Genomic DNA, 16,920 nt, shown 5'->3' on the forward strand with positions numbered 1-16,920 from the left:
GAGGTAGTTATGACGACGTCGGTGATAGTTGCTGGGGCGCGCACACCGATCGGCAAATTGATGGGTTCGCTGAAGGATTTCTCGGCCAGCGACCTGGGTGCCATCGCGATCAAAGCCGCCCTGGAGAAGGCCAACGTGCCGGCGTCGGCCGTCGAATACGTGATCATGGGCCAAGTGTTGACGGCCGGGGCCGGCCAGATGCCGGCGCGGCAGGCGGCCGTGGCGGCGGGCATCGGCTGGGACGTTCCGGCGCTGACCATCAACAAGATGTGCCTGTCCGGGATCGACGCGATCGCCCTGGCCGACCAGCTCATTCGCGCGGGCGAGTTCGACGTGGTGGTCGCGGGCGGCCAGGAGTCGATGACCAAGGCGCCGCACCTGCTGATGGACAGCCGCGCGGGCTACAAGTACGGCGATGTCACGGTGCTCGACCACATGGCCTACGACGGTTTGCACGACGTGTTCACCGACCAGCCGATGGGCGCGCTCACCGAGCAGCGCAACGACGTCGACCAGTTCACCCGCGAAGAGCAGGACGAATTCGCTGCGCGGTCGCACCAGAAGGCGGCCGCGGCGTGGAAGGACGGCGTTTTCACCGATGAGGTGGTGCCGGTCGACATCCCGCAGCGCAAGGGCGATCCGCTGCAATTCACCGAGGACGAGGGGATCCGCGCCAACACCACCGCGGAGTCCCTGGCGGGCCTCAAACCGGCGTTCCGGCGCGACGGCACCATCACCGCCGGGTCGGCGTCGCAGATTTCCGACGGCGCGGCGGCCGTCGTCGTGATGAACAAGGACAAGGCCCAGGAGCTGGGGCTGTCCTGGCTGGTCGAGATCGGCGCGCACGGCGTGGTGGCCGGGCCGGATTCGACGCTGCAGTCGCAGCCGGCCAACGCGATCAAGAAGGCGCTCGCCCGCGAGGGCATCTCGGCCGACCAGCTCGACGTCGTCGAGATCAACGAGGCGTTTGCGGCGGTGGCGCTGGCGTCGACGCGGGAACTGGGCGTCGATCCCGAGATCGTCAACGTCAACGGCGGCGCGATCGCGGTCGGGCACCCGATCGGCATGTCGGGCGCCCGGATCACCCTGCACGCCGCCCTGGAGTTGGCCCGGCGCGGCTCCGGTTACGGCGTCGCCGCGCTGTGCGGCGCCGGCGGCCAGGGCGACGCGCTGATCCTGCGGGCCGGTTAGCCGGCCCACGACGAAGTTGCTGGCGCGCGCCCTCGGCGTGCAGTTGTGATCTTCGTCATAAACGCCGTTCAGCCGCGTTCCGGGCCGGTGAGGCGCGCTCCGGCCGAGTGGAGCGGTTGCCGGCGCGCATGACAAACTTGACGGCGTGACGCGTCCGCGACCCCCGATCGGGCCCGCCTTGGCCGGTGCGGTCGACCTGTCGGGTCTCAAGCAGCGAGCCCAGCAGAGCGCCCCTTCGGCCGGCCCCGACGGAAGCCCGACGCCGACGGCGCCGGGAGTCACCGCGGTCACCGAGGCCAACTTCGAAGAGGAAGTGCTGGTCCGGTCCGACGAGGTGCCGGTCGTGGTGCTGCTGTGGTCGCCGCGCAGCGACGCGTGCGTCGAGCTCGTCGAGACGCTGTCCGCCATGGCGGCCGAGGACAACGGCACGTGGTCGCTGGCGACGGTCAACGTCGACGTGGCGCCCAGGGTGGCGCAGATATTCGGCGTCGACGCGGTCCCGACCGTGGTGGCGTTGGCCGCCGGCCAGCCGCTGTCCAGTTTCCAGGGTGTCCAGCCGCCCGAGCAGTTGCGCCGCTGGGTGGACTCGCTGCTGTCGGCGACGGCCGGAAAGCTCAGGGGCCCAAGCGGTTCCGAGCAAGCCGACGAAGTGGACCCGCAACTCGCCCAGGCCCGCCAGCAGCTCGAGGACGGCGACTTCGCCGCCGCCAAACAGTCGTATCAGGCGATCCTGGACGCCAATCCGGCCAGCGTCGAGGCCAAGGGCGCGATCCGCCAGATCGACTTCCTCTCACGCGCAACGGCGCAACGGCCCGACGCGGTCGCGGTCGCCGACGCAGCGCCGGGCGACATCGAGGCCGCCCTGGCCGCCGCCGACGTGCAAATCCTCAACCAGGACGTCGGCGGGGCGTTCGAGCGCCTGATTGCCTTGGTGCGCAGCACATCTGGCGACGAGCGCACCCAGGTGCGCACCCGGCTGATCGAGCTGTTCGAGCTCTTCGATCCCGCCGACCCCGAGGTGATCGCCGGCCGCCGCAACCTCGCCAACGCGTTGTACTGAGCCCCCGCGAGCAGACGCAAAAGCACCCAATTTCGTACCGAAATGGGTGCTTTTGCGTCTGCTCGGCAGGCTGCGTTACGAGCCAGTAAAGCCGTTGATCCCCGGCAAACCGATCAGCCCACCGTTGCCGCCGGCTCCACCCGCGCCGGGCGTCCCACCGGCTAGGACGTCGCCGCCGTTGCCGCCGTTACCGCCGTTCCCGATGAACTGTGCGTTGCCTCCGGCACCGCCCGGCCCGCCGGCCCCGCCGGCGCCTAAGCCGCCGGCCCCACCGGTGCCGCCATTGCCGATCAGCCCGGAGTTGCCGCCGTGCCCCCCGGCAGCGCCGTTGCCGCCGTTGACTCCCGTCCCACCGGTGCCGCCGGTACCGCCGTCGCCATAGAGCAGGCCGGCGTTTCCACCGGCTCCACCGGCCCCGCTGGTATTACCGGTCCCACCCGAGCCGCCGGCCCCGCCCCAGCCGGCGAGCGCGCCGGCATTGCCGCCGGCCCCGCCGGCGCCGCCGACCGAGCCGGTATCAACGCTGAACCCGCCTGCGCCACCAGCGCCGCCGGAGCCGAACAATCCGCCGGCGCCGCCGGCACCGCCCGCGCCGGCGTTGGTGTGCGACGCGTCGCCGCCAGATCCGCCGGAGCCGCCGGAGCTGAACAGACGGCCCAGCCCGCCGGCACCGCCGGTGCCACCGGCGCCGTTCGTCGACGTGTTCCCGCCGGCGTGTCCCCCGACGCCGCCCGAGCCACCGGAGCCACCGGGTCCCATCAACCCACCGATTCCGCCGGCACCCCCGACCCCGCCCGCGCCGGCCGTGGAGTTGTCCCCGGTGGTGAACCCACCGTCGCCGCCGGCCCCGCCGGAGCCACCCACGCCGAACAACCCGCCGGCACCTCCGGCACCTCCGGCCCCGCCCGCCCCGGCGGTCCCGCCGGTCCCCGCGCTGAGCCCGCCGGCGCCACCGGCGCCGCCGGCGCCGCCCACGCCGAACAGCCCGCCGGCACCGCCGGCACCGCCGACGCCGCCGGCCGTGCCATTGGCGCCGAAGCTGCCCAGCCCGCCGGTGCCACCGGCCCCGCCGGCCCCCGAGAGGAGCCCGCCGGCGCCGCCGGCCCCGCCGTTCCCACCGACGGAGTCGTTAAAGCCGAAACCGCCGGCGCCGCCGGCGCCGCCACTGCTGAACAATCCGCCGGCCCCGCCGGCGCCGCCCGCGCCGCCACTGCCGCCGCCGCCGCCGGACCCACCGACACCGCCGGCCCCACCGGTTCCGAACAGTTCGAACAGCCCGCTGTGACCACCCGCCCCGCCGGCCCCGCCAGTGCTGCCCAGCCCGCCCGCGCCGCCGGGGCCGCCCGCGCCGAACAGCAAGGAGTTGCCGCCGGCGCCGCCGACGCCGCCAATCGCGCCGAGGCCGCCGAGCCCACCGGTTCCGCCGGCGCCCCAGAACAAACCACCGCGGCCCCCGGCACCGCCGGCCCCGCCATTGCCGGCGGCGTTGGATCCGCCGGCGCCGCCCGCCCCACCGGTGCCGAACAGCCCCGCGGCCCCGCCGTGACCGCCGGGCAGGCCCGGGGCGCCGGACCCGCCGGCGCCTCCGTTGCCGATCAGGAGTCCGCCGGCGCCGCCGGCCGCCCCGGTGCCCGGCGCCCCGTTGGCCCCGTTACCGATCAGCGGGCGCCCCAGCAGCAATTCGGTGGGGGTGTTGATCGCGTTGAGCAGCTGCTGCAGCGGCGAGGCGTTGGCGGCCTCGGTGGCGGCGTACGAGGCGCCGCCGGCGGCCAGCGCCCGCACGAACTGGTCGTGAAAGGACGCCACCTGCGCGCTGAGCGCCTGATACTCCTGGCCGTGGGCGGACAGCAGCGCGGCAATGCCGGCCGACACCTCATCGGCGGCCGCGGCCACCACGCCGGTCGTCGGGGCCGCCGCGCTCGCGGTGGCCGTGCTGATTGTGGAGCCGATACTCGCCAAATCCGAAGCCGCCGCCGAAACCATTTCTGGCGCTGCGAACACGAATGACATGCATGCCTCCCAGCAAGTATGGCGAGTTAGTCGATAGCGCCCGGGTCGCGGCGATCATCGACTAATTACGGCAGCAGATCATATCGCGACACTAGCCCATGTAAATAGATGCGAACGGAAATCGTTATCTAATTTGCGGGCGATTTATGAACGCGGCTTATTCGGGTTCGAACCACAACGCCGACGTGGGTGGCAGGACCATTACCGCCGAGGCCGGGCGTCCGTGCCAGGGATCGTCTGTGGCGTCCACGCCGCCCATGTTGCCGATTCCCGAACCGTTGTAGACGGTGGCGTCGGTGTTGAGGACCTCGCGCCAGCGTCCGGCGGCGGGCAGGCCGAGCCGGTAGCCGCTGTGCTCGGAGCCCGCGAAATTGAATACACAGGCCATTACCGAGCCGTCTTTGCCATATCGCAGAAAGCTCAACACGTTGTTGGCGGAGTCGTTGGCGTCGATCCAGGAATAGCCGTCGGGAATGGTGTCCTGGCTCCACAGCGCGGGGCGGCTGCGGTAGATCTCGTTGATGTCGCGCACGAGGCGCAGAACACCGTTGGAGAAACCCTGCTCGTCGAGCTGCCACCAATCGAGGCCGCGCTCTTCGGACCACTCGGCGCGCTGCCCGAATTCCTGGCCCATGAATAACAATTGCTTGCCCGGATGCGCCCATTGGTAGGCGAGCAGGCTGCGCAGCCCCGCGGCCTTGACGTGGTTGTTGCCCGGCATCCGCCCCCACAGCGTGCCCTTGCCGTGCACCACCTCGTCGTGGCTGAGCGGCAGCACGTAGTTCTCGCTGAACGCATACAGCATCGAGAAGGTCATCTCATGGTGGTGGAAGCTGCGGTAGATCGGGTCGCGGCTGATGTAGTCGAGCGTGTCGTGCATCCAGCCCATGTTCCACTTCATCGAGAACCCAAGGCCGCCAAGGTTTGTCGGGCGGGTCACCCCGGGCCACGAGGTGGATTCCTCGGCGACGGTGACGATGCCGGGCGCGGCCTTGTGCGCGGTGGCGTTCATCTCCTGCAGGAACTGCACCGCCTCCAGGTTCTCCCGCCCGCCGTAGATGTTCGGGGTCCAGCCGCCGTCCGGGCGCGAGTAGTCCAGGTAGAGCATCGACGCGACGGCGTCCACCCGCAGGCCGTCGACGTGGTACTCCTCGAGCCAGTACAGCGCGTTGGCCACCAGGAAGTTGCGCACCTCGGCGCGGCCGAAGTCGAACACGTAAGTGCCCCAGTCGAGTTGCTCGCCCCGCTTGGGGTCGGCGTGCTCGTAGAGCGGGGTGCCGTCGAAGCGGCCCAGCGCCCAGGCGTCCTTGGGGAAGTGCGCGGGCACCCAGTCCACGATGACCCCCACCCCGGCCCGGTGCAGCGCGTCGACCAGCGCCCGGAACTCGTCCGGCGTGCCGAATCGAGAGGTCGGGGCGTAGTAGGACGTGACCTGGTATCCCCATGACCCGGCGAACGGGTGCTCGGCCACCGGCAGCAGCTCGACGTGGGTAAACCCGTGCTCCACAACGTAATCCGTCAGCTCGCGGGCGAGCTGGCGGTAGGACAGGCCCGGGCGCCACGAGCCCAGGTGGACCTCGTAGGTGCTCATCGGCTCGAACACCGGGTTGCGCTGCGCTCGGCGCGCCATCCAGTCGGCGTCGGACCAGGTGTAGGCGCTGCGCGTCACCCGCGACGCGGTGTGCGGCGGCACCTCGGTGGCGAAGGCGAACGGGTCGGCCCGCTCGGTCACCACGCCGTCGGCGCCGTGCACGCGGAACTTGTACAGCCCGCCAACCGGGAAATCGGGCCAGAACAACTCCCACACCCCGGAGGAGCCGAGCACCCGCATGGGCGCCTCGCCGCCGGTCCAGCCGTTGAACTCGCCGATCAGGCTGACGCCCTTGGCGTTCGGCGCCCACACCGCGAACGACACCCCGTCCACCACGCCGTCGGCCGTGGTGAACGAGCGGGGATGGGCGCCGAGGACTTCCCAGAGCCGCTCGTGGCGGCCCTCGTTGAACAGGTGCAGGTCGACGTCACCCAGGGTGGGCAGGAAACGGTAGGCGTCGGCGACGACGTAGGGCTCGGAGCCCTCGTAGGTCACCTCCAGCCGGTAGTCGATCAGGTTGACGAACGGCAGCGCCACCGCGAACAGGCCGGATTCGATGTGCCGCAACTCGAACCGGTCGTCACCGACGAGCGCGACGACCTCGCGCGCGTGCGGCCGAAACGCGCGGACGACGGTGTGGTCGCCGTACTCGTGGGCGCCCAGGATGCCGTGTGGGTTGTGGTGCGCACCGGCGAGCAGGCGCGCCAAGTCGGCCGGGTCGGGCGCCAGGTCCAACCCGGCGAGTTCGTCGGTTCGGCGCACGGCCGTCACCTCCTACGCAGCAGCGTGATCCGGGATTCGTACGGGATGAGGGGCATGTTGATGATGTGCGCGACCGCCTGTGCGGGATCCAGACGGATGTAATTGGTTTGTCCCCATTGGAATTCCTGTCCGGTGATCTCGTCGCGCACCCAAAATCGTTCATAGGACTCCATACCCAATGCCTCCATGTCCAACCACAGCGTCGCCTCCTCGGGACCGAACGCGTTGAGTGTCACCACCACCAACACGCAGTCACCGGTGGCGGGGTCGAACTTGCTGTAGGCCAGCAGGGCGTCGTTGTCCACGCCGTGGAAGTGAATGGTGCGCAGCTGTTGCAGCGCGGGATGCAGACGGCGAATCGTGTTGAGCTGCTTGATGAACGGCTCGAGCGATCGGCCCTCGGCGAGGGCGCGCGCATAGTCGCGGGGCCGCAATTCGTACTTCTCGGAGTTCAGGTACTCCTCGCTGCCCTCGCGCACCGCGCGGTGCTCGAACAGCTCGTAGCCCGAGTAGACCCCCCAGGCCGGGCCCATCGTCGCCGCGAGCACCGCGCGGATGGCGAACATGCCCGGCCCGTGGTGCTGCAGCACCGCGTGCAGGATGTCGGGGGTGTTGACGAACAGGTTCGGCCGGCGAAAGTCCGCGAGGGCGGCGATGTCGTTGCCGAACTCGGTCAGTTCCCACTTGGCGGTCCGCCAGGTGAAGTAGCTGTAGGACTGCGTGAACCCCAGCTTGGCCAGGCCGTACTGGCGGGCCGGCGGCGTGAAGGCCTCGGACAAAAACAGCACGTCGGGATCGACGTCTTTGACCTGGCCGATCAGCCAGGCCCAGAAGTCGGGCGGCTTGGTGTGGGGGTTGTCGACGCGAAAGAACTTGACGCCGTGGTCGATCCAGTGCCGCACCACCCGCAGCACCTCGTCGTAGAGGCCGGCGGGGTCGTTGTCGAAGTTGATCGGGTAGATGTCCTGGTACTTCTTCGGCGGGTTCTCCGCGTAGGCGATGGTGCCGTCCGGCAACTCGGTGAACCACTGGCGGTGCTCGCGGGCCCACGGATGATCCGGGGCGCATTGCAGCGCCAGGTCCAGCGCCACCTCCAGGCCCAGATCGCGTGCGGCGGAGACGAAGTCGTCGAAGTCGTCGATCGTGCCCAGCTCCGGGTGAACGGCGTCGTGCCCGCCCTCGTCGCTACCGATCGCCCACGGGGATCCCACGTCGCCGGGGGCGGCGGCGGGGGAGTTGTTGCGGCCCTTGCGATGTACCTTGCCGATCGGGTGGATCGGCGGCAGGTAGACGACGTCGAACCCCATGTCCGCGATCCGCGGCAGCTGCGTGGCCGCCGTGGCGAAGGTGCCGTGCACCGGCTTGCCGTTGGCGTCCCAGCCGCCCGTCGAGCGCGGGAACAGCTCGTACCACGCGCCGAAGCGGGCCAGCGGCCGGTCGACCCACACCGCGCACTGCTCGCCCCGGGTGACCAGGTCGCGCAACGGATGTTCGGCCAGGATCTGTTCGACCCCGGGAGCCAGGGCCAGCGCGGTGCGCGTGACCGGGTCCCCGGGGGTGCGCAGCGCCTCGGCGGCCACCAGCAGCGGCTCCCGCCGCGACCGCGGCACACCGGCCGCGGCGCGCTCGAACAGCGCGGCCCCGACCAACAGGTCGTTGGACAGTTCCTTCTCGCCCTGGCCGGCGTCCAGTTTGGCGACCAGCCCATGCCGCCACGAGTGGATGGGGTCGCCCCACCCGTCGACGCGAAACGTCCACAGCCCGACGCGGTCGGGCGTGAACACACCGTGGAAGACGTAGGGTTCCTGCCCCTCCGTCATCGGCAGCAGCAGCGGCTTGGCGCGCGGCTCGGCGGCCTTGCCGTCCACCGCGGGAGCGGGGCGGGTCGGGGCCGCGGCGGCCTTGATCCGGCGGGATTCGGCGGGCTGGGGATAGCGCGGCCCGTGGTAGCGCACGACCAGCGTCGCGGCGACGGCCTCGTGGCCTTCTCGCCAGACCGCGGCGCTGACCGGGACCATCTCACCGACGACGGCCTTGGCGGGGTACGCGCCGCAGGACACGACGGGCTGGACGTTATCGATCTCGACACGACCGGGCACAACACTCCGTTCGATTCTTCCGGTTCCTCGTCGGCCCGCTAGGCGGGCCGCCTCGTCACCCTCGGTGTTCGATTTCCGTGCGGCCAGACCGCGGTGCCTCTCGTCTCGGGCTGGGGTGCATCGGTGGGCCCCAATTACTAACCGATACCCACCCTAGTGTCCGGTCACACACCTCCGCTCGCCCAAAGACGCCGTGCGGGCGGGCGAATCCTCAGTAAGGTAGAGACGCGTGAAAGCCCTCCGCCGGTTTACCGTCCGAGCTCATCTGCCCGAGCGTCTCGCCGCGCTGGACCAGCTGTCGAACAACCTGCGGTGGTCCTGGGACAAGCCGACACAGGACCTGTTCGAGACCATCGAGCCCGCCCTGTGGGAGCGGTGCAGTCGCGATCCGGTGGCCCTGCTCGGCGCGGTGAAACCCGCCCGGCTCGACGAGTTGGCGCTCGACGAAGGATTCCTGGGCCGGCTCGACGAACTGGCGGCCGACCTCGACGACTATCTGAGCCGCCCGCTGTGGTACCAGCTACGGCAACAGGCCGGGGTGCCGGTGCCCACCTCGATCGCCTACTTCTCGATGGAGTTCGGCGTCGCCGAGGTGCTGCCCAACTACTCGGGCGGTTTGGGCATCCTCGCGGGCGACCACCTGAAGTCCGCATCGGATCTGGGGGTGCCGCTCATCGCGGTGGGGCTGTACTACCGGTCCGGGTATTTCCGCCAGTCGCTGACCGCCGACGGCTGGCAGCACGAGACGTACCCGTCGCTGGACCCGCAGGGGCTGCCGCTGCGGTTGCTCACCGACGCGGCGGGCGAGCCGGCGCTGGTCGAGCTCAACCTGCCCGACTCCGCTCAGCTTCGGGCGCGGATCTGGGTCGCTCAGGTGGGGCGGGTGCCGCTGCTCCTGCTGGATTCCGACGTCCCCGAGAACGAGCACGACCTGCGCGGCGTCACCGACCGGCTCTACGGCGGTGACCAGGAACACCGGATGCGCCAGGAGCTGCTGGCCGGCATCGGCGGGGTGCGGGCGATCCGCGCGTTCACCGCCATCGAAGGGCTGCCCGCGCCCGAGGTGTGGCACATGAACGAGGGCCACGCGGGCTTCCTCGGCGCCGAACGCATCCGCGAACTGATCACCGATTCGGGGCTGGACTTCGACACCGCCCTGACCGTCGTGCGGTCGTCCACCGTGTTCACCACCCACACCCCGGTGCCCGCGGGCATCGACCGCTTCCCGGTCGACATGGTGCGGCGCTACTTCGACGGCGCCCCCGACGGCCCCGACGGCCCTGGCGACAACGGCGACGGGGCTCGCGATTCCCGGCGCGGCCCCGCGTTGCTGCCGGGCGTGCCGACGGAGAGGATCCTCGGCCTCGGCGCCGAGGACGATCCGGCCAAGTTCAACATGGCCCACATGGGTTTGCGCCTGGCACAACGGGCCAACGGCGTCTCGCTGCTGCACGGCCGGGTGAGTAGGGCCATGTTCAACGAGCTGTGGCCGGGCTTCGACGCCGACGAGGTGCCGATCGGCTCGATCACCAACGGGGTGCACGCGCGCACCTGGGCGGCGCCGCAGTGGTTGCAGCTGGGCCGCGAGCTGGCCGGGTCGGACTCGTTCGGCGACCCGGGGGTGTGGCTGCGCCTGCAGCAGGTCGACGCGGGCCACCTGTGGTGGATCCGCTCGCAACTGCGCTCGCTGCTGGTCGACGACGTCCGGGTGCGGTTGCGCCGGTCATGGCTCGCACGCGGCGCGTCGGATGCCGAATTGAGTTGGATCGCAACGGCTTTCGATCCCGACGTGCTGACCGTGGGGTTCGCCAGGCGGGTGCCGACCTACAAGCGGTTGACGCTGATGCTGCGCGATCCCGCCCGGCTGGAACAGCTGCTGCTCAACGAGGAACGGCCGATCCAGCTGATCGTCGCCGGGAAGTCGCACCCGGCCGACGACGGGGGCAAGGCGCTGATCCAGCAGGTGGTTCGCTTCGCCGACCGGCCCGAGGTGCGCCACCGCATCGCGTTCCTGCCCGACTACGACATGTCCATGGCCCGGCTGCTGTACTGGGGCTGCGACGTCTGGCTGAACAACCCGCTGCGGCCGCTGGAGGCCTGCGGCACCTCGGGGATGAAGAGCGCGCTCAACGGCGGGCTGAACCTGTCCATCCGCGACGGCTGGTGGGACGAATGGTATGACGGCGAAAACGGTTGGGAGATACCGTCTGCCGACGGGCTGGCCGACGAGAACCGTCGCGACGACCTGGAATCTTCCAAGCTCTACGACCTGCTGGAACAAGCGGTGGCGCCGAAGTTCTACGAGCGCGACGAGCGCGGGGTGCCCCCGCGGTGGATCCAGATGGTGCGCCACACGCTGCAGACGCTCGGCCCCAAGGTGCTGGCGTCGCGGATGGTGCGCGACTACGTCGACGACTACTACACCCCGGCGGCGCAATCGCTGCGCAGCACCGTTGGGGCCCCCGACGGCGGCGCTGAGTTCGAGGCGGCCCGCGAGCTGGCCGGCTACCGCAGGCGCGCCGAGCAGGCCTGGCCCAAGATCGACATCACCGACGTCGACAGCACCGGCCTGCCGGACACCCCGGTGCTGGGCTCGAAGCTCACCCTGACCGCGACGGTGCAGCTGGGCGGGCTGGCGCCCGACGAGGTCACGGTGCAGGCGGTGGTGGGCCGGGTGGACGCCGGCGACGCCCTGCTCGAACCGCTGACCGTCGAGATGTCGTACACCGGCACCGCCGAGGGCGGCAACCAGGTGTTCTCGACGACGATGTCGCTGCCGCTGGCCGGCACGGTCGGGTACACGGTGCGGGTGCTGCCGCGCCACCCGATGCTCGCCGGCAACGAGCTGGGCCTGGTCACGCTGGCTTAGGGCGAGCCGAGCTGCAGAGCCGTCGCAGCGCCGCGCGCACCTGTTCGCCGTCGGTGGTCGGCCAGAACGGCGGCAGCGACGCGCGCAGGTAGCCGCCGTAGCGGGCCGTCACCATCCGGGAGTCCAGCACGGCGACGACGCCGCGGTCGTCGACGCGGCGCAGCAGCCGGCCCGAGCCCTGCGCGAGCAGCAGCGCGGCGTGGCTGGCGGCGACGGCCATGAAGCCGTTGCCGCCGCGCGCGGCCACCGCGCGCTGCCGCGCGCCCAGCAGCGGGTCGTCGGGCCGGGGAAACGGGATGCGGTCGATGAGCACCAGCGACAGCGACGGCCCCGGCACGTCCACGCCCTGCCACAGCGACAGGGTGCCGAACAGCGAGGTCTCCTCGTCGGCGCTGAACCGCTCGACCAGCGCGGAGGTGCTGTCGTCGCCCTGACACAGCACCGGCGTCGCCAGCCGCTCGCGCATGGCCTCGGCGGTGGCCCGCGCGGCCCGCATCGACGAGAACAGCCCCAGCGTGCGCCCGCCGGCGGCGGTGACGAGCTCGGCAATCTCGGTCAGCTGCTCCGCCGAACCGGTGCCGTCGCGGCCCGGCGGCGGCAAATGGGCTGCCACGTAAAGGATTCCGGCCTTGGCGTGGTGAAACGGCGACCCGACGTCGAGCCCGCGCCAGGGTTGCTCGTCGCTCAGGCCCCAGGCCGCGGCCATCGCGTCGAAGGACCCGCCGATGGTCAGGGTCGCCGAGGTCAGCACCGTCGTCGAACGCGCGAATACCTCGTCGCGCAGCAGCCCGGCCACCGACAGCGGGGCCACCCGCAGCACCGGCCGCACCGCACCGCGGTTGTCCTCGTGGTCGAGCCAGACCACGTCGGTGCGGTCCGGGATGTCGGGGGCGAACGACGCCAGGATCCGCGAGGCCGTCTCGGAGATCTCGCCCAGTGCGGCAACGGCTTCGGCGCGCGCCGACGCCGCTTTGGCGTCACTGGTGGTGTCGATCGCCGACCGCGCCGCGGTGGCCACGTCGCGCAGCGCGGTCAGGTACGTGGCCAGCTCCTCGTCGAGGCGATCGATGCGGCCCGGCTGCGCGTCGTGGATGGCGGCGGCGAAGTTCGCCGTCGTCGCCTCCAGGCGTTGGGTCAGTTCGGGATCCACCAACCGGGTGATCCGCCGCGCGACCACGCCGAGCGCGGCCGACGTCAGCTCCGCGGTGGCCACCGACGTCACCCGGTCCACCAACTCGTGCGCCTCGTCGACCACCAGCAGTGAGTGTTCGGGCAGCACCGCCGATTCCGCGACGGCGTCGATGGCCAGCAGCGCGTGGTTGGTGACGACGACATCGGCGGCGCCGGCCAGCCCGCGCGCCCGTTCGGAGAAGCACTCGGAGCCGAACGGGCAGCGCGCCACGCCCAGGCATTCCCGCGCCGAGACGCTCACCTGCGACCAGGACCGGTCCGGCACGCCGGGCTTGAGGTCGTCTCGGTCGCCGGAATCGGTGCTCGACGCCCAGGCGGTCAGCCGTTGCACGTCGCGGCCCAGGGCGGTGACCGCGACCGGGTCGAACAGCTCCTCCTGCGGCCGCTCGTCGTCCGAGTCGTCGGATGCGGCGCCATTGTGAATCTTGTTCAGGCACAGGTAGTTTCGCCTGCCCTTCAGCAGGGCGAAACGCGGCCGGCGCGGCAGCGCGTCGGCCAGCGCGTCGGCGAGCCGGGGCAGATCGCGGTCGACGAGCTGGCGCTGCAGCGCGATCGTGGCCGTCGACACGACGACCGGTCCATCCTCGTCGAGCGCGCGGACCACCGCGGGAACCAGGTACGCCAGCGACTTGCCGGTGCCGGTGCCGGCCTGCACGACGAGGTGCTCTCCGGTGTCGAAGGCTTGCTCGACGGCCCCGGCCATCTCCACCTGGCCCGCGCGCTCGCTGCCGCCGAGCGCGGCCACCGCGGTGGCGAGCAGATCGGGCACGGACACCGACATGTCAGGCCCGGATTTGTGTCGTCGGGATCGCGGGGTCGCCGTGCGACAGGTTCAGGCCCTCCCACGGCAGGCTGCGCAGGCCGGAGGCCACCAGCTCGCGCGCCGCCGACAGGTCCGCCCCGGACACCACCTCGCCGCCGCGCACCAGCGGTGTCGTCAGCACCCGGCACGGTTCGGTGGTCTCCGGCGGTCGGCCCGCCGGATGGACGACCTCCTCGGTGATCGTGCCCGTCGGCCGCGCCAGCCGCAGCGCCTCCTTGCGGCCGCCGCGGGATTCCTTGTGGCTGCTGCGCTTTTGCACGGGCCCGCCGTCCACCTCGACCAGCTTGTAGACCATGTTCGCGGTCGGGGCGCCGGAGCCGGTCACCAGCGACGTGCCGACGCCGTAGCTGTCCACCGGCTCGGCGCGCAGCGCGGCGATGCCGAACTCGTCGAGATCGCCGGACACCACGATGCGGGTTCGGGTGGCCCCCAGCCCGTCGAGCTGTTCGCGCACCTGGCGGGCCAGCACCCCGAGTTCGCCGGAGTCGATGCGCACGGCGCCGAGCCCGGTGCCGGCGGCCGCCACGGCGTTGGCCACCCCGGCCGTCACGTCGTAGGTGTCCACCAGCAGCGTGGTGTCGGCGCCCAGCGCGTCGACCTGGGCGCGAAACGCCGCCAGCTCGTCGGGGCGGCCGTCGGGGCGGGTATGCAGCATGGTGAACGCGTGCGCGGCGGTGCCCCCGGTCGGTATCCCGTAGCGGCGCTGGGCCTCCAGGTTGGAGGACGCGGCGAAGCCGGCGATATAGGCGGCGCGGGCCGCGGCGACCGCGGCCCGTTCGTGGGTTCGGCGCGACCCCATGTCGATCAGCGGGCGCCCGCCGGCCGCGCTGACCATGCGCGCCGCGGCCGACGCGATCGCCGTGTCGTGGTTGAAGATGGACAACGCCAGGGTTTCGATCACGACACATTCGGCGAAGCTGCCCGTCACCGAAAGCACCGGCGACCCGGGGAAATACAGCTCACCCTCGGCGTAGCCGTCGATGTCACCGCCGAATCGAAAATCGCGCAGGTAGTCGACGGCGTCGGTGTCGAGGAATCGCGCCAGCAATGCGCACGCGTCGTCGTCGAACCTGAACTGCGGCAACGCTTCCAGCAGCCGCCCGGTCCCGGCCACCACGCCGTAGCGGCGGCCGTCGGGCAGCCGGCGGGCAAACAGTTCGAACGTGGTCCGGCGGCCGGCGGTGCCGTCGCGCAGCGCCGCGGCCAGCATGGTCAGCTCATACTTGTCGGTCAGCAACCCGGCCGGGACCGGCTCGTTCATGCCGCAACGGTAACTTCCGGCGGCGGCGGGCATCAGTCTCGGTATCCTGGAGGCCATGGTTGTTGCGTCAGCGCCCACCAAACCGGGCACGACCGGGCAACGCGAGTCCGCTCCCGTGCACGTCACGGCCAGCCCGTGGGTCACCATCGTGTGGGACGACCCGGTCAACCTGATGACGTATGTGACGTACGTCTTCCAAAGGTTGTTCGGCTACACCGAGCCGCACGCGACCAAGCTGATGCTGCAAGTGCACAACGAAGGCAAGGCCGTGGTCTCGGCGGGCAGCCGGGAATCCATGGAAGTCGACGTGTCCAAGCTGCACGCCGCCGGTTTGTGGGCGACGATGCAGCAGGACAAGTGAACACGAGGTCGTCCGGGATTCCTTGTGCGCAGATGGAAGCGCGTCGAGACCGCCGGCGGTCCCCGCTACCGGTCCGCCTTGGCTTCCCATGAGGCCGCCCTGCTCACCAACCTCGTCGGCGCCATGATCGGTTTGCTCGACGAGCGCGAATCGTCCGCCCCCGCAGACGAACTCCACGAGATCACCGGCATCAAGACCGGCAACACCGAACCGCCGCGCGACCCGACGCTGCGCCGGCTGCTGCCGGACTTCCACAAGGCCGACGACACCGCCGACAGCGCCGAGGATGCCGACAGCACCGAGAGCGCCGACAGCCTCAACGCCGCGCTGCGCAGCCTGCGCGAGCCGGAGATCATCGACGCCAAACGCGCTGCGGCGCAACAACTTCTGGACACCGTCCCGGAGAACGGCGGCCGCTTCGAGCTGACCGAGGACCAGGCCAACGCCTGGATCGCGGCGGTCAACGACATCCGGTTGACGCTGGGGGTGATGCTCGAGATCGGCCCGCAGGGGCCGGACCGGCTGCCGGCCGACCATCCGCTGGCCGTGCACCTCGACGTCTACCAATGGCTGACCGTCCTGCAGGAGTACCTGGTCCTGGCGCTGATGCGGAAGCCGGCCGGATGAACTCCATCACCGACGTCGGGGGCATCCGGGTTGGCCATTGCCACAAGCTCGACCCCGACGCGTCGCTGGGCTCCGGCTGGGCCAGCGGCGTGACGGTGGTGCTCACCCCGCCCGGGACCGTCGGCGCCGTCGACTGCCGCGGCGGCGCGCCGGGCACCCGGGAGACCGACCTGCTGGACCCGGCCAACACCGTGCGCTTCGTCGACGCCGTGCTGCTGGCCGGGGGCAGCGCCTTCGGTCTGGCGGCCGCGGACGGCGTCATGGCCTGGCTGGAGGCCCAGGACCGCGGCGTGACCATGGAGGGCGGCGTGGTGCCCATCGTGCCGGGCGCGGTGATCTTCGACCTGCCCGTCGGCGGCTGGGACCGCCGGCCGACGGCCGAGTTCGGCTTCGCGGCGTGCGAGGCCGCGGGGGCCGCGGTGGCCGTCGGCACCGTCGGCGCGGGGGTGGGCGCGCGCGCCGGGGTGCTCAAGGGCGGCCTGGGCACGGCGTCCATGGCGTTGCCGTCCGGGGCCACCGTCGGCGCGCTCGTCGCGGTGAACTGCGCCGGCGACGTCGCCGACCGTGCCACCGGCCTGCCGTGGATGGCCGACCTGATTGCGGAGTTCGAACTCAGGCCGCCGCCGGCCGAGCAGGTCGACGCGTTCGCGCGGCTGCCGTCGGCGCTGAACCCGCTGGACACCCCGCTCAACACGACGATCGCGGTGGTCGCCACCGACGCCGCGCTGAGCCCGGCCGCGTGCCGGCGGGTGGCGATCGCGGCCCACGACGGCCTGGCCCGCACCATCCGCCCCGCGCACACCCCGCTGGACGGCGACACGGTGTTCGCGCTCGCCACCGGGGCCGTCGAGGTGGCCCCGCCGGTGGGGGCGAAGCCGGCGCCCGCCGCGTTCTCGCCCGAGGCGGGGCTGGTCACCGAGATCGGCGCGGCGGCGGCCGACTGCCTGGCCCGCGCGGTACTGGCCGGGGTGTTCGCCGCCGAATCGGTGGCCGGACTACCGACCTACCGCGACGTGTTGCCCGGTGCGTTCGGCCCCGTTCGAGCGGGGTAAAGGGGCCGGTGCCGGTAGCCTGA

General features: G+C 71.4%; 11 protein-coding genes. 6 read left to right on the forward strand and 5 right to left on the reverse strand.

Going from position 1 to position 16,920, the window contains the following annotated elements; all coding sequences use genetic code 11:
- The first annotated feature begins 9 nt into the window (after positions 1-9).
- The gene (locus AC5Y4Z_RS04965; RefSeq protein WP_499961204.1) at positions 10-1,191 is read left to right on the forward strand and encodes an acetyl-CoA C-acetyltransferase; all 1,182 of its coding nucleotides are present in this window, start codon (positions 10-12) and stop codon (positions 1,189-1,191) included.
- Positions 1,192-1,336: 145 nt separating this feature from the next.
- On the forward strand, positions 1,337-2,251 hold the full coding sequence (locus tag AC5Y4Z_RS04970; RefSeq protein WP_499961205.1) for a co-chaperone YbbN: 915 nt from the start codon (positions 1,337-1,339) through the stop codon (positions 2,249-2,251).
- Positions 2,252-2,326: 75 nt separating this feature from the next.
- On the opposite strand, the gene AC5Y4Z_RS04975 is transcribed toward AC5Y4Z_RS04970, so the two are convergent.
- From AC5Y4Z_RS04975 to AC5Y4Z_RS04985, 3 genes are all read right to left on the reverse strand, one after another.
- Positions 2,327-4,261 carry a PE family protein gene (locus AC5Y4Z_RS04975; protein WP_499961206.1) on the reverse strand — a complete coding sequence of 645 codons (1,935 nt, stop codon included), beginning with the start codon at positions 4,259-4,261 and terminating at the stop codon, positions 2,327-2,329.
- A gap of 157 nt (positions 4,262-4,418) precedes the next feature.
- Positions 4,419-6,614 carry a 1,4-alpha-glucan branching protein GlgB gene (gene glgB / locus AC5Y4Z_RS04980; RefSeq protein ID WP_499961207.1) on the reverse strand — a complete coding sequence of 732 codons (2,196 nt, stop codon included), beginning with the start codon at positions 6,612-6,614 and terminating at the stop codon, positions 4,419-4,421.
- A 5-nt stretch (positions 6,615-6,619) separates the two neighbouring features.
- Positions 6,620-8,713, reverse strand: coding sequence for an alpha-1,4-glucan--maltose-1-phosphate maltosyltransferase (locus AC5Y4Z_RS04985; protein WP_499961208.1), 2,094 nt, complete (start codon positions 8,711-8,713; stop codon positions 6,620-6,622).
- A 229-nt stretch (positions 8,714-8,942) separates the two neighbouring features.
- On the opposite strand from AC5Y4Z_RS04985, the gene glgP reads away from it, so the two are divergent.
- Positions 8,943-11,582 (forward strand): alpha-glucan family phosphorylase, encoded by a 2,640-nt coding sequence (gene glgP, locus AC5Y4Z_RS04990; protein WP_499961209.1) that lies wholly within the window; start codon positions 8,943-8,945, stop codon positions 11,580-11,582.
- Here glgP and AC5Y4Z_RS04995 read toward each other — a convergent pair.
- Both AC5Y4Z_RS04995 and AC5Y4Z_RS05000 read right to left on the reverse strand, forming a co-directional pair.
- Positions 11,569-13,554, reverse strand: coding sequence for an ATP-dependent DNA helicase (locus tag AC5Y4Z_RS04995; protein WP_499961210.1), 1,986 nt, complete (start codon positions 13,552-13,554; stop codon positions 11,569-11,571). The genes glgP and AC5Y4Z_RS04995 overlap by 14 nt on opposite strands.
- A gap of 1 nt (position 13,555) precedes the next feature.
- The gene (locus tag AC5Y4Z_RS05000; RefSeq protein ID WP_499961211.1) at positions 13,556-14,857 is read right to left on the reverse strand and encodes a nicotinate phosphoribosyltransferase; all 1,302 of its coding nucleotides are present in this window, start codon (positions 14,855-14,857) and stop codon (positions 13,556-13,558) included.
- Positions 14,858-14,912: 55 nt separating this feature from the next.
- On the opposite strand from AC5Y4Z_RS05000, the gene clpS reads away from it, so the two are divergent.
- From clpS to AC5Y4Z_RS05015, 3 genes are read left to right on the forward strand one after another with little or no spacing between them, the layout of a single operon-like run.
- Entirely contained in the window at positions 14,913-15,218 is a 306-nt protein-coding gene (clpS, locus tag AC5Y4Z_RS05005) for an ATP-dependent Clp protease adapter ClpS (protein WP_499961212.1), read from the forward strand.
- 24 nt (positions 15,219-15,242) lie between these two features.
- Positions 15,243-15,845, forward strand: coding sequence for an oxidative stress transcriptional regulator AosR (aosR, locus tag AC5Y4Z_RS05010; protein ID WP_499961213.1), 603 nt, complete (start codon positions 15,243-15,245; stop codon positions 15,843-15,845).
- Positions 15,842-16,897, forward strand: a complete 1,056-nt coding sequence (locus AC5Y4Z_RS05015; protein ID WP_499961214.1) for a P1 family peptidase — start codon at positions 15,842-15,844, stop codon at positions 16,895-16,897. The genes aosR and AC5Y4Z_RS05015 overlap by 4 nt, the downstream gene beginning before the upstream one ends.
- The last annotated feature ends 23 nt before the right edge of the window (positions 16,898-16,920 follow it).

It is taken from the genome of Mycobacterium sp. NGS63, from assembly GCF_059812295.1.

Excerpts from the sequence above, each read along its gene's own strand:
- AC5Y4Z_RS04965 (WP_499961204.1), top strand. The coding sequence starts at position 10 with ATGACGACGTCGGTGATAGTTGCTGGGGCGCGCACACCGATCGGCAAA.
- AC5Y4Z_RS04975 (WP_499961206.1), bottom strand. The coding sequence starts at position 4,261 with ATGTCATTCGTGTTCGCAGCGCCAGAAATGGTTTCGGCGGCGGCTTCG.
- AC5Y4Z_RS04995 (WP_499961210.1), bottom strand. The coding sequence starts at position 13,554 with ATGTCGGTGTCCGTGCCCGATCTGCTCGCCACCGCGGTGGCCGCGCTC.
- AC5Y4Z_RS05000 (WP_499961211.1), bottom strand. The coding sequence starts at position 14,857 with ATGAACGAGCCGGTCCCGGCCGGGTTGCTGACCGACAAGTATGAGCTG.
- clpS (WP_499961212.1), top strand. The coding sequence starts at position 14,913 with ATGGTTGTTGCGTCAGCGCCCACCAAACCGGGCACGACCGGGCAACGC.
- AC5Y4Z_RS05015 (WP_499961214.1), top strand. The coding sequence starts at position 15,842 with ATGAACTCCATCACCGACGTCGGGGGCATCCGGGTTGGCCATTGCCAC.